Raw genomic sequence first — 15,191 nt, forward strand, 5'->3', positions numbered from 1 at the left:
TTTTATGAAAAAGCGTATAAGGCAGGATTAACCGATCAATACATTTCTGAGCTCGCCTAATTTCTCGATTCGGATCTCCACCCGATCGCCCGCCTTCAAGTACACTTGACGATCCTCCGGATAGCCCATGACTACGCCCTCGGGCGTTCCCGTCAAAATGACGTCGCCAGGCTGCAGCGTCATATGCCGGCTGATGTAGCTGACGACCGTTTTGCAATCGAAGATCATGTCGCTCGTGTTGGAGTTTTGCCGCTGTTCGCCGTTGACGAAGCTCTGGATCGCCAGCCGGTTCGGGTCGCCGACTTCGTCCGCGGTAACGAGCCAGGGCCCAAGCGGACAGAAGCCGTCGAGGCTTTTGCCGAGCAGCCATTGGGAGGTGCGAAGCTGCAAATCCCGGGCAGACAAATCGTTGGCCGCGCAATAACCGAACACGTAATCCAGCGCATCGTTCTCGCTCACGTTAAACGCGGTTTTTCCGATGACGATGGCAAGCTCCGCTTCATAGTCCATCTTGGCGGTGACGTCCGGAACGCGGACGGGCGCTTCGTGAGCGGTCAGCGCGTTGGAGAATTTGTTGAAGAGAATCGGAAAGGCGGGGATCGGCGAGTTGGTTTCTTCTGCGTGCTTCTTGTAATTCAAGCCGACGCAAATGATCTTTCCCGGCCTTCCGACGCAAGGCGCCAATCTTGCTCCTTCGAGGCTGAGCGCGGATGCCTCTGCCAGCGCCTCGTCGCGAAGCGCTTCTTCGATTCGAGCAGCGAGCGCCGCGAGTCCTTCGTCGCCCATGCCGATCAGATCGTCGGTCGATCCGGCGGACAGCGCCGCCCCCGCGCCCGCCATCAACCGTTCGACGTCCAGCAAGCGATCGTTATCGATCGCGCCCAGCTTCAGCGTACTCTGATCATCCCAAAAGTTTACCAGCTTCAAGGTCTATTCCTTCTTTCTTATCATTAAGGCTGCAGCAAAATCTTCGCGATGGAGCCAGGGCCTCCGATCAGCGTCTCGAAACATTCGCCGCCCTGCTCGAGCGGCCGGTGTATCGTCCAGGGCAGCAGGTCCACCTTGCCCTCCGCGATCCAGCGCAGCGCCTGCTCGAAGTCCTGCGGATCGTAAGCGAAGGCGCCCAGCAGCTTCAGCTCCTCGCGGATGATCGTGTTGACGGGCAGCGTGCTGTCCGCCTCGTGCAGTCCGGTAAGTCCGATCCGCGCGCCTCTGCGCGCCGAGGCGATGCAGCGCAGCCGAGTCGCCTGCAGGCCGACGGCGTCGACCGCCGCCTCGAAGCCTTCGGCCGGCTTCAGCCGTTCGATCTCGGCGTCGCCGTTCGCGGGAATGCCGCCAAGTTCGGCCGCGATCCGCAACCGATCGGCATTCAGATCGGCCACGACGACTTCGCGTACGCCGAGCAGCCTCGCGGCCGCGACCGCGAACAAGCCGATCGGTCCGGCGCCCATTACCAGCAGCCGGTCTTCGGGCTGCAGCGCGATCAGCCGGCACAGATGGACCGCGCAAGCCAGCGGCTCGGCCATCGCCGCCAGGTCAAAGGACAAATCGTCCGGTATCGCGTACACGTTGGATTCGGCCACGACGGCATATTCGGCGAATGCGCCGGGAAGGTGCGCGCCGAGCAGCTTGCGGTCCGGGCACAGCTGCGCTTCGCCGCTTAGGCAATCTCTGCACTTGCCGCAAGTCTGAAGCGGATTGACCGCCACCCGGTCGCCGGGCTTGAAGCGCGACGCGCCCTCTCCCGTCCCCGCGACCGTGCCCGCGAATTCGTGCCCCATCACGAGCGGAGGCTTGCGGAGCGAGTTATGCCCCAGGTAGCCGCTCAGCTCGGAGCCGCAAATGCCGACTCGCTCGATCTTGACCAGCACTTCTCCCGCCGCCGGCTCCGGCACCGGGAGCGTCCTCATGTTCATCAGCCGCGGTCCTTCGTAGACCAGCGCCCGCATCGTCTGCGTCATGGACATTCTCCTATTCTCCTCCTAGCGGACTCTGTAACGGTTCAGCACCTGCTCGTCGATCTCGATGCCAAGTCCCGGCCGATCCGTCGGTACGGTAACGTAGCCGTCCTTGAACTCGATCTCGCGGCTAACGAGATCGCGCGCGAGCGGGGAGTTGGATACGGTGTATTCGATCATGAAGCCGTTCGGAATGGCCGCCGCGAAGTGCGTGCTCGCCGCGACGAGGATGCCGGTCTTGAAGGCATGGGGCACGACCTTCTTGTGCCGGTCGTAAGCCAGGTACGCAATGCGCTTGCCTTCGGTCAGGCCGCCGACGCGGGCGAGATCCGGCTGAATGATATCGAGATGGCCCTCGTCCAGCAGCCGCTGGAAAGCCATCCGTCCGCTCTCCTGCTCCCCGCCTGCGATCGAGATGCGGCTGCGGTCCGCAAGCGCGCGGTAGCCGGCGATATCGTTGGAGTGCACGGGCTCCTCCAGCCAGTAAACGCCGTACCGCTCATACACTTCCGCCATGCGCAGCGCGCCCTTCAGGTCCCAGGCGAGCCCCGCGTCGATCATGACGTCGACGTCGTCTCCGACGGCTTCGCGGATCGCCTTGATCTGCGCCTCGTCGAACTTGGCGTCCCGGCCGATCGGCCCCCAGCCGAACTTCATCGCTTTGTAGCCTAGCTTCGCATACTGCTCGGCCATGGCCGCAGCTTCGGCGATCGTCTCGGGCATCAGGGCGCTCGCATAGGCCTTGAGCTTGCGGTTGAACACGCCGCCCATCATCTCGCACACCGGACGGTTCATCGTCTTGCCCAAAATGTCCCACAGCGCGATATCCACGCCGCTTATCGCATGCAGCGCGGGACCGGTGCGGCCGAAGTAAATCGTGCCGCGGTACATCTTGTCCCACAGCCGCTCGATCTCGATCGGATTTTCTCCGATCAACAGGGTACGCAGGCCCGTTGCGATCGAATGCGAGGCAGGCGCTTCTACGACCGCCTTGGCGACCAGCGGTGACGAGTCGACCTCGCCGACGCCGACGATGCCCTCGTCCGTATGGATGCGGATGACGAGCGTATCCTGCGTGCCGTCGCACTGCGCGGCGTCCAGGTCGGGGATGCTCAAATAAATCGCTTCGACTTCGGTAATTTTCATAAGGCCAGCTCCTCTTCTATCGTTAGCTTCCCAGCAAATCCTCCCGCAAAGGGGTGAATACTTCCAGCACCAGCGAATCTTCCAACGCCTCGACCGAATGAGAGACGCCGCCCGGAACGACGACTTGCTCCCCCGCCGAAGCGACGATCTCGGCGCCGTCCAGCACCATCCGGATTTTCCCGGACACGACATACCCCAGCTGCTCGTGCGGATGCGCGTGCTCCGGACCGATACCGCCTTTTTTAAATTCGATCGCCATGCTCATCAGCCGCTCTCCCGGCGAAAATACTTTGCGGCGGATCAGCGGGTTGATCTGCTGCCACTCGTTAACCGGCATCTTGTTCCCGCCCTTTCTAAAACGTAATCGATAATCCCCCGTCCACGGGCACGATCGCGCCCTGTACGTACGAGGCTGCCTCCGAGGCGAGGAACGCGATGACCGCAGCCACTTCCTCGGACTGGCCGGGACGTGCCAGCGGAATCTTGCGTTCGCCTACGTAATAACGTTTGAACCACTCGGTCTCCAATTCGTTCTCGCCGCCGACGACGGACAAGCCCGTATCGATAAAGCCCGGCGCCACGCCGTTCACCCGGATGCCGTGAGGCGACAGCTCGGCCGCCGTGCAGCGTGTCAACTGGTCGAGCGCGCCCTTGGCCGAATTGTAATGGCTGGACCGGTTCAGGGCACGGACCCCGTTGATCGAAGAGACGTTGACGATAACGCCGCCGCCTTGTTCCTTCATCGCGACCGCGGCTTCGCGCGTGCACCAGTAGGCGCCGTTCACGATCGTGTCGAACACCGCGCGCCACCGGTCCGTCGTCTCTTGCAGGAAATCGCTTTCGTAGAACATCGCCGCATTGTTGATCAATACGTCGATGCGTCCCGTATGCGCCATCGTACGTCCGATCAAGTGTCGTACGGCGTCCTCGTCGCTGATGTCGGTCCGGACGAACAGCGGCTTTCCGCCGATTGCCGCGAGCTCCGCCAGGGCAGCAGTCCCGCGCCCCTCGTCCCGGCCCGCGATGACGACGTCCGCCCCTTCGGACGCAAGCAGCTTGACCGTCGCGAGCCCGATGCCGGTCGCGCCTCCGGTGACGATTGCCGTCTTTCCTTCGAATCGACTCATTTTCGCCTCTCCTTTCGTCATCCCCGCTCTTAGGGCAAGATCACGGCAGCAGTGTGCCGACGATGTTGCGCGGATACGCCTTGGCCCGGATAAATCCTTCCGCGTAGCGGACCCCGCACTGAATGCCGCGGTAGCGCGAGGTTACCTCGACCATCTCCATCGCGTTGGAACCGTACTGATCCTGCAGCCAATCGCCGACCTGGCTCTCGTGCGCGGCCAGCATCCGTTTTTTCGTATCGATATGGTCCGTGATATCCACGTACTCGTCGGGCTGGAAGCCGATGCCGGCCATGCTGTCTACAAAATAAACGATCGGGATTTTCTTCAGCGCGGGACTTGCGGTCACGATATTCGGCACGGTCGTCATGATGGCGACGTCGTTGGCAATCTGGCCGGTCAGCGTATGATCCGGATTGTACAGGTCGTCCGGCCAGTGCGTCAGCACGACCTCGGCTCCGCTCGCACGCATCGCTTCGATAAAGTCGAGACGCGTCTTTTCGGTATCGAACAGGAACTCGTCCGGGTATCCCATCCAGATCAGGTCCGCGCCGATCAGATCCGCGGCGGCCTTCGCCTCCTGCCGGCGAATCTCGGCGATCTCCGGCTTGGACAGCGTCGGCGAACCGACTTCGCCGTTGGTCGAGATCGCGATCGTGATCTTGTCCCCGCGCGCCGCATACTTCGCCAGCGTACCGCCGCATAAAATCTCGGCGTCGTCCGGATGCGCGCAAATGGCCAGTACGTTCATCTTTGTTCCTCCTCGTTTAACGCTGGACTTTGGCTTCTCAGCCCATCATAAATGCGATTTTGGTAGATTGTCAACAATCGATCCTCTGCAATTGATCGTTGAATTTACCCTGGCACTGAACTATACTGGGGGCATCGCTAATCGAACATTCGAATTAAACAAGCAGGGAGTCTTAGAAATGAAGCCCTATCAATTCAAGAGCCAGGAAAACCTGTCGCTTCGCCAGCGCGTATTCGCGGATATCCGCGACGCGATCGTACGCGGCCATCTGAAGCCGGGAGACAAGCTGCGGGAACTCGACATTGCCAAGCAAATGAACGTCAGCCGCGGGCCGCTGCGCGAGGCGCTGCGGGATCTGGAGGCGCTGGGCCTAGTCGTGAGCTCCCCCTATCGGGAGACGGCGGTCGCCGACGTGCGCAAGGAAGAGGTCGTCGGGCTGCTCATTCCGGTAAGGCTGCAGCTGGAGCTGTTCGTGCTGAAGCAGAGTCGCGGCAAACGGGACGAAGCGTTCTTTGCTTCGCTTGAAGAGATCGTGGAGGAAATGAAGCGCGCCTCGGCCGAGAAAGATTTGTTCGCGCTGGTAGAGGCCGATATTCGCTTCCACGAGCAGGTGCTGTCGCTCGACGAATCGACCCACACACAGCAGATCTGGCTCGGCATCGTGAACCGGCTTCGCCTGCACTTCATTAAAAATACCGGCGCGTTCGGCGATCTCGGGCGCGTGCCCGCGGAGCATGCGGCGCTGGTGTCGGCGCTGCGGAGCGAGAGCGACGAACGGATCGAGACGCTGTGGACCCGGCATATCCGGGACGAAGATTGCCTGCTCTGCTTTGACGAAAAGACCGATTAAGGAGAGATACGGATGTCCGAATCGCGGGAAGCGCATCTGAAGCAATTGGGCGAGCCCTATGTGAAACTGACCGCCGAAGACGGCGGAACGCTGCTTGTGCTCGTGCGGGGCGGTCGCGTGCATGATATGACCGTCCCGGGGGGTCAAGCGGGCGCTGCCTTCTGGACGAACCCTCCGGCGCTTGCGGCAGGCGGCTGGAATACGGGCGGAGACCGCACCTGGGTCAGCCCCGAGATCGAATACTTCACGGACAGCGCCGGCAGCTACGCGATTCCGCCGCAGCTGGATCCGGGACAATGGTCGCTGGTCGCGTCTACCGGGCGCGAAGCGATTATACGGATGACCTGCGAGCTGTCCCGCCGCACATCCGCCGCCCCGGTCCGGTTGGACCTGGAAAAACGGTACGCGACGCTACCGAATCCCCTTCTGTTGAATTCGTCCCTGGCCGCGCGTGACTGGGCCGGCGTCCGCTACGTCGGTTACGAAGTGCATACGGCGCTTGAATTGACGCCGGTCGCGCATGGCGGCAGCCCTGAAGGCGATGCGTCAGGTTACTGCAGCTTGTGGAGCATCATGCAGGTTCCGGCCGGCGGCGTCGCGCTGGTGCCGACCCGCGGACGAGTAGCGCCCATGACGATGTTCGCTCAGCGCGAACCGGCCGACATCGCGACGACGGCCAGCGGCGTCCGCATTCCCTGCGGCGGCAGCTACAGCTACAAGCTCTCGTTCGATGCCATTGCCTCGACCGGACGCTACGGATACATACGCGAGCTCGACGCGGTCGAAAGCAGCCTCATGATTCGGCAGTTCCGCGTCAATCCCGCCGGCGTCTATCCCGACTATCCGCCGGACCGGCCGGATTATACGGGCTCCTGCATGCAGATCTATAATGACGGCGGCCACATGGGCGGCTTCGCGGAGCTCGAGTACCAATCGCCCGCCCTGGCGATCGAAAGACCCGGACGGACGACGGATGAATCGCAAGTGTTCCATTTTACGGGACCGACGGAGAGGATCAGGGAAATCTCGGGGCTGCTGCTGGGAATGGACGATGTTGGCCGGATAGGCCTTAGCTAGCTAGCCGACCACCGCGCGAATCACGGCTCTGCCCAACGCTTCGTCGAAGCCGCCCCAGTCCGGGTCAACGTTGCCGAACGGATGGTTGATCATGTTGCCCTTCAGCTCGGTCAGCGGGTAAATGCCGAATTCGTGCAGACGCTCATAATAAGCGTAGCCGCCCACGAAGGCGCAGCCGAAGGAGGCAGCTAGCCGCCTGTAAAGGTCATGCGTCTGCCCGGTCCGCCCGGCCGTTCCTTCGAACAGCGGATGGATGCCGTTGTTGGTGACGATCAGACACGGGATGCCATCCTCCCGCAGCCGCGCCAGAATGCCGGACAGCGCCCGCTCCGAGCGGCCGTCCGGCAGGAAGCTGTCGTTCAGCATATACTCCAGCACGACCAGATCCGGCGCGGCCGCGCGCACCTCGTCCGCATAACGCAGCGCGCCCTGCGCCGAGTTCTCCCCGCCGATCGCGACATTCGAGGTACGCAAGGTCATTTGGGGATAGGTCTCGCGCAGCGCCCGGGCCAATTGATACGGCCAGCGGCCGGAGCGGGTCGTGCTCTCGCCGAAAAAAGCGATGCGTACCGGCCCGCCCTGCCTGAGCTTGGTCCGAAAGGGCGCGAGCGCGCCGACGTTGTCGATCGGCATGACGGAGACCGGATCGGGGGGAGGCAGCATGAGATTCATGACCGAAAGCGGGGCGGCCGCGATCCGATAGCAGGCGCCCGGAAGCAGGAGTTTGGCAGGAACGCCGGACAGATCGAGCCGGAGACCCCAATCGACGCTGTGACCGTATGCGCTCCGAAGCAGCAAGGGGAAGGGGTTCGCCCGATCGGCAGCCCGCAGCTCCAGCCAGCGCATGCTCTCGCCCGCTATCGGCTCGTCCAGTCCGTAATCGATGCCTTCGGCGCCGATTCGCATGTCCAGGCTGCCGTCTGCGCGTACAGCCGTCAGCTCGACGGCATACGTTCGCGGAGAAGCATCCAGATAGCGTCCCGATACCCTGGGCAGCAGCGCCGCTTCGGATGGATCGGGGAAGTTGCCCGAGATCACTTTTACATCAACGCCCCCGTCGTACAATCGGGGCTCTCCCCAACCAGTGAAAATATGAGCCAGCGCGTATCCTTCCCTAACCTGCGGCGGATCCGGGAGCAACAGCTCCCGCGACTCCGGCGCTTCCTCTTCCCCCTCGACGACCGTAAGCGTGCCGTCCCGCAGCAAAACGACGGCATCGTATCGGCATAGCCATACTTCATAATCCAGCAGCAACAGCTCGCCCGGCTGAATCGCCCCGTGCGGATGACGCTTCACGGTCCCCCAATAGAAATCAAAACAATAGTCGACATCCGCTTGATAGTCGATCGTGCGGCTCTTATCGCGGACGCGCAAGCTGCCCGGCACCATTCGCTGGTAAGGCGCGCCGCCGCTGCCGCGGATGCTCTCGGTATTCCAGTAACACGGGGAGGACTGCGCCTCACCTGCCATCGTATAGCGCTGATCGGGAAAAGTCCGCTTGCCCGCGGGACGAATCTCAAGTACGCCTCCCTCCGTCGCAAGCACGGTGCCGTCCGCAAGCTTCAGAAGGCCGGGCTCGACTCTGATCCGCCAATCGCCATCGATGCGAACGTGCATGCCGATTTTCTCCAGCACGTCCGGCCTTTCCTCTCGAATCACGTTCATGTCCCCCCCTTCTTAAAATCTCAGCTCGATAACCGCACGGCCGCCGAAGCCGGCGATCCGTACGGATTCCGAGGCTTCGTCGTAGACGCCGCCTTCGACATGGACGGGTCGCCGGTAATCAGGATGCGGCGTCCGAATCTCGACGTTCGTCGGACCGCGCCTCCCCTCGCATGCGAGGCTGACCCGCAGAATGTCCGCCCCCAGCTCCGCCTTAAAGGAGATCGCGCCAAAATAACTGGCTGCGCCGCTTACGGCGATCGGTCCATCCGCCAGCCAGCGGCGCGGCACGCCCTTCAGCAGCTGGAGTGTGTCGCCCGCTTCCATATACAGCATCCATCGCGTCTCCATCAGGAACCAGGCTTCTTCGTGCGTCTTGTGCTCGCTGATCAGCGGGTTCAGATGTTCGGCGAACGTATACGTCTCCCGGTCGGCCATCGATGCCATCGTATAATAATAGGCTTGCAGAAAAGAATGCGTTTCGCCGCGCTGAAGATGAATGCGAGGATGACGGCTATAGTACGGCTGTGTATACGCGACGTTGTCGAGGCACAGCAGCTCTCGGTGGGCGTTCAGCATGAAGTCTGCGCCGGGCTCCGCGGGGTCGACAATCTCGCCGAACACGAGATAGAGGGGTCCGCAGAGCGAGTCTCGAATGCCGACCGCGCCGTGAGAATACCACTGTCCCGGCTCCGCGAACAGGGCGGCCGGGCCTTGTCCTACCGCCCAAGGAGCGACCGTCGGGCACCAGGTGCCGTCTGCAAGCGGGACAACCGGCCCCCGCGCCAGCGCGTCCTCATAAGCGCGCCGGATATCGGCGCGCAGCGCCTCTGCTTCGGCGCGCAGCGTCTCGGCTTGCGCCGGGTCGGTCGCGGCCAGCATCTCCGCCGCCCGCGACAGGCCGAGATAGGCATAGGCGTTCAGCATAAACACGCGTACAGGCTGCTCGTCCTCCGGATCGGCCACTTTGCCGTCGAGCATGCCATAGCCTTGCGCGCTGCCGTCGCCGGACAGATTGCGGGCGCGCCACTCCCTCATATAGCGGCAGGAGCGCAGCAGCTTGTCCTTGATCGCCGCCACCCATTCGTCGTCGCGCGTATAGCGATAATGCTCGCCCAGGCTCCACAGGACGCAGCCGGTCTCGATCATATAATGAAGGAAGTTGAAAATGCCGCCGTCTTCCTGCTGCTTATCGAGAAAATAAGCCAGACAGCGTTCCGCAAGCCCATGCAAGCCCATCGAATCGAGAAACTGGATGATCGGCGCGCTCTCCGAGCCGATCGGCGGGTAGACGCCGATCGTAGGCGTCACGGGCCCGCCCGGCTCCAGTCCGTACAGGATCAGATCGAGATGAAGCAGGCCCGCCTCAACCATCTCGCCGACGCGCGGCTCGGGCAGGTCGAAGCGCGCGCCTGCGTCCAGCTTGGACTGCCAATAGGAGCGGCAGCCCGCAAGCAGCTCGCCTCTATCCCGTTCGCTCAGGCAGGCGGCTCGCTCCTGCGACAAGGGCCGATGCGGAACGAGGATGTCGTATGCAAGCGTACCGCCCGGAGGTACGAGTACCGCAAGCTCCTCCTGCGGAGCGGGAACGCCGTCCAGCAGCGCGATGAAGCCGACGCGCCCGGTCTCGAACACGCCGAAGCCCCGCGCGCCGTCGTACACGCAGCGCATGCCGCTCGGCAGCACCGAAGGCACCCAGGTGCCGTTCGGCACCGGCGCTTTGAACCAGGCATAGCGCGGAACGGCCGCCCGGTTGACCGCTTCGATGCGGTAGACCAGGACAGTCTCCTCGTCCTGCGCCAGCTCCGGCGCCAGCAGCGCGTCATAGGCCGTCTGCTGCTCCGCGGTAAACGTGATGCCGGACGTATGCCCGGCCGCCGTCCAATGATGCGTGCCGCGCACATTCGCCGCCGTCAGCGGATTGCGCTCCAGCGTAGCGAAGGCGGTCGTGCGATACAGCATATCGCCGTCGTCGACCTCGCCGCGCAGGATCGGCAGCCTGCCGTCCGCAAGGCGCCGCGTCGTTGCCCGCCTGCAGCCGTCGCCGCGGCCGAAGCGGAAGTTGTAACGAACCGGCGCGTCCCCGCTCTCGGGCAGCGACACCCGGCGCGCATGCAGCCTTGGCTCAATCCAGTCGTACGAATGCGCGTCGTACTCCGCGAAGCCGACGCCGAACAGACGAATGTCGCGCCCGATGCCAAGCCAAGTCCCGAGCCGCTTTTCCTTGACGATGCCGGCCGCTTCCTCGAAGCTCGGCTCCGGCTCGCACGGCCGTTGACCCACGTTCGCGCGGTATGGTATGCCGTCCCTAAGCTCTCCGCAGCTTCTTCCGTCGTCCGCCGTCGTAACTGCGACGCCGTAAGCGGGAATCACTACCGGATACGACGCGTTCACGTCCCGCAGAAAAAATGAAAACGGATTTGCCTCGGTGCGCAGGCTTACGATCGCAGCGCCCGCTCCGGTAGCCGTATTGCCCTCCAATTCCAGCTGCAAGGCAACGCCTCCCATGCCGGTTCCTTCAAAAGCGGCTCCCGCAATGCTGCCGCTACCGCGAACGAACCGAGCCCCAAGCAAAGAACCGCCGGCAATGCCGACGGTCCCTTGCACGGACTCCACCTCCCAATACACGATAATCGATTTTCGCAAAGCGATTCCTCACCTTTCCGTATGTCTGCTTGCTTGACGAATTCCTCTTTGATATCGCCCGCGCCCTTCGCCCGCAGCCAGGCAGCCGTTACCGGTTCCGCACCAGCTTGAACGTCACGTCGTCGAACCAGGCCGTGCCGGAGGCGTTCCATACCCGGCTCTCGAGATAGACGTATTCGGTATTCGGCGGCAGCACGATCTTCCCGCTTACGTACGTCCAGCCGTTAGAACCCGTTGCATACGAAGTCCGGGCTTCCTGCACGATAATCCCGTCGAAGTCTTTAGCGGAAACCGCGATTGCCGCGCCGCCCGCGCCTGCAATAGCCGAGGTTTTCACCCAGCCGCCGAATTCGTATTCGCCGCCCCGCGCCACGCTCGGCAGCAGTTGATTCCACGACGAGAACGCCGCGCCGCCGTTGACAATCTTGAGCGATCGCCCGCCCGAATGGCGTTCGGCCGAATCCCAGCTGAACGGCGCGCCTGCGGTCGTCCATGTATTCCAGCCTTCCGGCGCGGCCGCGCCGGTCTCGGCGCCCGGATTGTTCGCGCCGTTGTCCGCGGGAGCGACGACGATATCGTCGAACCACGCGGTGCCGGCAGCCGTCCACAGCCGGCCTCCGATATTAAGCGATACGGTCCCCGCCGGCGGCGTGAATCGCACGCTCACCTTTGTCCAGTCCTGCGTGCCGGTCACGACCGGCGTCCACTGTTCCGCGAGAATCGTGCCGGACGCGTCTCTCGCTTCGATCGCGATCATCGCGCCGTTCGCGCCGGCGACCCCCGAAGTCTTCACCCAGCCCGAAACGTTAAGCTCCTTGTTGTACTCGGGATTAGCAACAACCTGCAGCCAGGCGGAGTTTGCCGTCGTCGCGTTGACGATTTTGACCGACTTCGATCCCGTATGGGCGGTCGTGCCGTCCCAGGAGAAGGCGCCCGTGCCGCCCGTCCAGTTCGACCATCCGGCCGGCGCGGCCGTCCCCGTCCCCGCCTCCATACCGGCATTCGCGCCCATATTCGTTTTCGGGAACGTAATCGTGTAAACCTCGCCGCTGTTCACCTGGAACCGCGGATAATAGCCTCGGATCCGGTAGCCGTTCTGAATCGACACCGGCTTGGCAGCGCCGAAAGCATACTTGATCTGATAAGGCGTGTTGAACTGCTGCAGCGCCACGGAAACGGCGGTTTTCTGCGCGCTTTTCCAGAGTCCGATCGAAGCCAGATCGCCGACCGTGCCGTCCGGCCATAACGCGCGTCCGCTATACTTGTACGGATATCCCGCCTCCTCGATCAGATAGCCGCCGGCCTGCGGGCCCGTCACCTTCATCTCGATGCGGTCCGGATAGAAGTCGTAAGTGAGCGTCTCGTTGCCTTGCGCGGTGACAATTTGCTTGTGCGAGGCGGCCAGGTCGTTCGCCGTCACCGACGTCGGCCCGTTCGTCAGATCGGGAATGACCTTGGTCCCCGACTTGACGAGGCTGACGTCGTCGAACCAGGCGGTGCCGGCCGAGCCGTAGATGCGCAGCTGGATCAGGACGGAGTCGGTCCCTTCGGGCGCCTTCGCGGAAATATTGTTGTAGAACCAGTTGTGCGTGTCCTTCTTGGAGTCCAGCTCGCCCGTACTGGCGATCTGATTGCCGGCGGCATCCTTGAAAACGATGACCGCGCTGGCGCCCTGGCCTTCGTAGCCGATCAGCGACACGTTCTCGAGCTTCATCCAATAGCCGAATTCGAAATTGGTGCCCGGCGTCACGTTCGGAATTGCCTGCAGCCAAGTGCTGTTCTGCGTATTCGCGGTATTCATTACTTTGAGCGAGCGGCCGCCCGTATGCGAGACGCTCGAATCCCAGCTCAGCGTGCCGCCGCCGCTCGTCCAATTCGACCAGCCGTCGGGTGCGGACGCGCCGCTCTCCATACCCCCGTTGGCCAACTGCTCGGCGAATGCGCCGCTGTCGTACTTGTACACGATCGGATACGTGAAGCCGCCGCCCGCGATGTTCGTCCACGAGGTGCCGTCCGCGTCCTCGACGTACAACCCGCCGCCCGAAGCCTTGGAGACGCGGTATTTGTAGCCGCCGTCATAGGTGCTCGCGACCTCGTAATATTGGCCGGTCGCACTGTTTGTGAGCGTGAGCGCGTTGCCGAAGCTCTCCTGCGGAACGGCCGCGCTCGCCTGGGCGGATGCCGCGCCGACATTTTCCGAGGTATCGGCCGCCGCCACCTTGTAGTAATACGTCCGGCCCGGCGCGACATTCCGGTCGTGATAGACGGGAGCGGCGCCCGTTTGAATCCATACTTCGTCGATCAGATTCGCTTCCGTCGGCGTGAACCCGGCGATCTCGGACCGGTAGACCTTGTAGTAGGCCAAATCCGCATCCGCGTTGGCCGTCCAAGTGACCGTCGCCGTCTTCGCCGCGGCCGAAGCGGTTGCGCCGGTCACTTGAGCCGGTGCGGTCGCATCCGGAATATCCGTATAGACGTAGAGCGTCCGCGGCGGGATCGTATCGCTGAAGGCGGTCCCGCTCACGTTTTTCGTCCCGATGCTGGCCGGGAACTTGCCCAGTCCGTCAAGCTGCTGCGACTCGTCATATTTATACACCTTGAACGTCGTCGAGAGCGCGCTCTGCAGCGCGAAGCTGACGGACGCTGGCTCGGAGCTCCAGTTCACGACGGCGACCGTATGCTTACCGCCAGGCGCAGAGACGACGGCAGGCACGACAAGCGGATTGCTGGACGCCGTCGTATAGGTCGTCGAGCCCTTCGGCACGAACTTGGCCATCAGCGACATCGCATAATAGGCGGGCTTGGGCGTATAGTGCTCTTGCTTGCCGTTGATCGCGCCCCAGCCGTAATCGCCTGAGCCCGTCATCGTCTGGTTCGCGCCGACGAGCGCCGAATACCAGTCGTCGTAAAGCCGCCATTTGGAGAATCCGGCGACGCCGTTGCGCAGGCCGTCCGCGATCTCGCTTGCGAAGTGCAAGCCGTCCAGGGCCACGCTGCGGGTCTCGAGCGCTCCCATCTCGGTAAACATGAACGGCTTAACGCTGCCGTTCGCGTCATTCGTATTTTTCATTGCCGTCCATGAGGCGACACGGTCTGAGAAACTGCCGTCCATCAGCTGTGATACCGAAGGCCCGGCATGCGTCGTATAAGCGTCCATGTAATCGCCCATCGTCTGCGTGAAGCTCTCGAACCACGGCTGGCCGAGCGTATCGAGGAAGCCGACCTCGATGCCGGACAGATTGATCGCGGAGGACAGCCCTTCGGCCGACAGACGATTCGCCACATCCTGGTACACTTGTTTGTAATAACCGAGCCTGTCCTTGCCCGGAGGCACGGTGATGATATTTTCCGGCTCGTTGTACAGCGATAGAAACTTGACGTTGGTATAGCCTTCGGTCACGACCAGATGCTTGACCAGCGCGGCCATGCTCTCCGCGAATTCGGGCCGCTTGTCGTCGGCCGGCAGCGCATCGCCCCAATTGTCCCACAGCAGCCACGGATAGAGCTTGCTCGGGTCGTTGATCATCGTGTTGAGCTCCACGTCCACGCCCGCGTCCTTGAGCGCGGACAAATAACGTTTGAGACTCGTCATCTCCGTGCTGTTCCAGGCAAATCCGGCGTCGTTCATCGTATTCGAATCGCCGTTGTCGTTGACCGGCTCCCACCAATCGACCTGAATCCACATCCGTACGAAGCTGATGCCTCCCTTTTTGATGCGCGACATCAAGACGGCGAAGTCGTCGTCCGATACGCCGCGGATCTGCTCGTGCGGGAAGAACATGAAAGGATCCGTCTGTCCCCCGATACCGACGACCGTGCCGCTAAAGGCGGGGGTGGCGTTATTCAGGCTCACGTTTACGTTGATCGCCGCGTACGTCGGCTCCGGCCTAAGCAGCAGCGCTCCGAGCGCGACGGCGGCCAATCCCGCCGCCCCGATTCCCAACCTTTTCAACCACATTCCCGACATCATGCAGCCT

At 62.6% G+C, this 15,191-nt stretch carries 11 protein-coding genes; 2 read left to right on the top strand and 9 right to left on the bottom strand.

Features of this window, described 5'->3' with window-relative positions; genetic code table 11:
* Positions 1-27 precede the first annotated feature (27 nt).
* Genes KB449_RS16895 through KB449_RS16920 form a run of 6 tightly spaced genes read right to left on the bottom strand, consistent with a single transcriptional unit; the run spans position 28 to position 4,979 of the window.
* Positions 28-927 (bottom strand): fumarylacetoacetate hydrolase family protein, encoded by a 900-nt coding sequence (locus KB449_RS16895; RefSeq protein WP_282909487.1) that lies wholly within the window; start codon positions 925-927, stop codon positions 28-30.
* A 23-nt stretch (positions 928-950) separates the two neighbouring features.
* Positions 951-1,967 carry a zinc-dependent alcohol dehydrogenase gene (locus KB449_RS16900; RefSeq protein ID WP_282909488.1) on the bottom strand — a complete coding sequence of 339 codons (1,017 nt, stop codon included), beginning with the start codon at positions 1,965-1,967 and terminating at the stop codon, positions 951-953.
* A 15-nt stretch (positions 1,968-1,982) separates the two neighbouring features.
* Positions 1,983-3,104, bottom strand: coding sequence for a mandelate racemase/muconate lactonizing enzyme family protein (locus KB449_RS16905; RefSeq protein WP_282909489.1), 1,122 nt, complete (start codon positions 3,102-3,104; stop codon positions 1,983-1,985).
* Positions 3,105-3,126: 22 nt separating this feature from the next.
* Positions 3,127-3,441 (bottom strand): cupin domain-containing protein, encoded by a 315-nt coding sequence (locus KB449_RS16910; protein WP_282909490.1) that lies wholly within the window; start codon positions 3,439-3,441, stop codon positions 3,127-3,129.
* Positions 3,442-3,457: 16 nt separating this feature from the next.
* Positions 3,458-4,231 carry an SDR family NAD(P)-dependent oxidoreductase gene (locus KB449_RS16915; RefSeq protein WP_282909491.1) on the bottom strand — a complete coding sequence of 258 codons (774 nt, stop codon included), beginning with the start codon at positions 4,229-4,231 and terminating at the stop codon, positions 3,458-3,460.
* Between the two features lie 40 nt (positions 4,232-4,271).
* Positions 4,272-4,979, bottom strand: coding sequence for a PIG-L deacetylase family protein (locus tag KB449_RS16920; RefSeq protein ID WP_282909492.1), 708 nt, complete (start codon positions 4,977-4,979; stop codon positions 4,272-4,274).
* A gap of 178 nt (positions 4,980-5,157) precedes the next feature.
* Here KB449_RS16920 and KB449_RS16925 point away from each other — a divergent pair, with 178 nt between their 5' ends.
* Both KB449_RS16925 and KB449_RS16930 read left to right on the top strand, forming a co-directional pair.
* Complete coding sequence (locus KB449_RS16925) at positions 5,158-5,829, top strand: GntR family transcriptional regulator (protein WP_282909493.1); 672 nt, start codon at positions 5,158-5,160, stop codon at positions 5,827-5,829.
* A gap of 12 nt (positions 5,830-5,841) precedes the next feature.
* Entirely contained in the window at positions 5,842-6,906 is a 1,065-nt protein-coding gene (locus KB449_RS16930; protein ID WP_282909494.1) for a DUF6786 family protein, read from the top strand.
* Here KB449_RS16930 and KB449_RS16935 read toward each other — a convergent pair whose 3' ends face one another.
* From KB449_RS16935 to KB449_RS16945, 3 genes are all read right to left on the bottom strand, one after another.
* On the bottom strand, positions 6,907-8,571 hold the full coding sequence (locus KB449_RS16935; RefSeq protein WP_282909495.1) for an SGNH/GDSL hydrolase family protein: 1,665 nt from the start codon (positions 8,569-8,571) through the stop codon (positions 6,907-6,909).
* A 12-nt stretch (positions 8,572-8,583) separates the two neighbouring features.
* A complete protein-coding gene (locus tag KB449_RS16940; protein WP_282909496.1) occupies positions 8,584-11,214 on the bottom strand; it encodes a glucosidase family protein in 2,631 nt (876 codons plus the stop codon).
* Positions 11,215-11,302: 88 nt separating this feature from the next.
* Positions 11,303-15,181: a carbohydrate binding domain-containing protein gene (locus KB449_RS16945; RefSeq protein ID WP_282909497.1), complete on the bottom strand. Its 3,879-nt coding sequence runs from the start codon at positions 15,179-15,181 to the stop codon at positions 11,303-11,305.
* Positions 15,182-15,191 lie beyond the last annotated feature (10 nt).

The organism is Cohnella hashimotonis, assembly GCF_030014955.1.
In the GTDB taxonomy this organism is placed as follows: domain Bacteria; phylum Bacillota; class Bacilli; order Paenibacillales; family Paenibacillaceae; genus Cohnella; species Cohnella hashimotonis.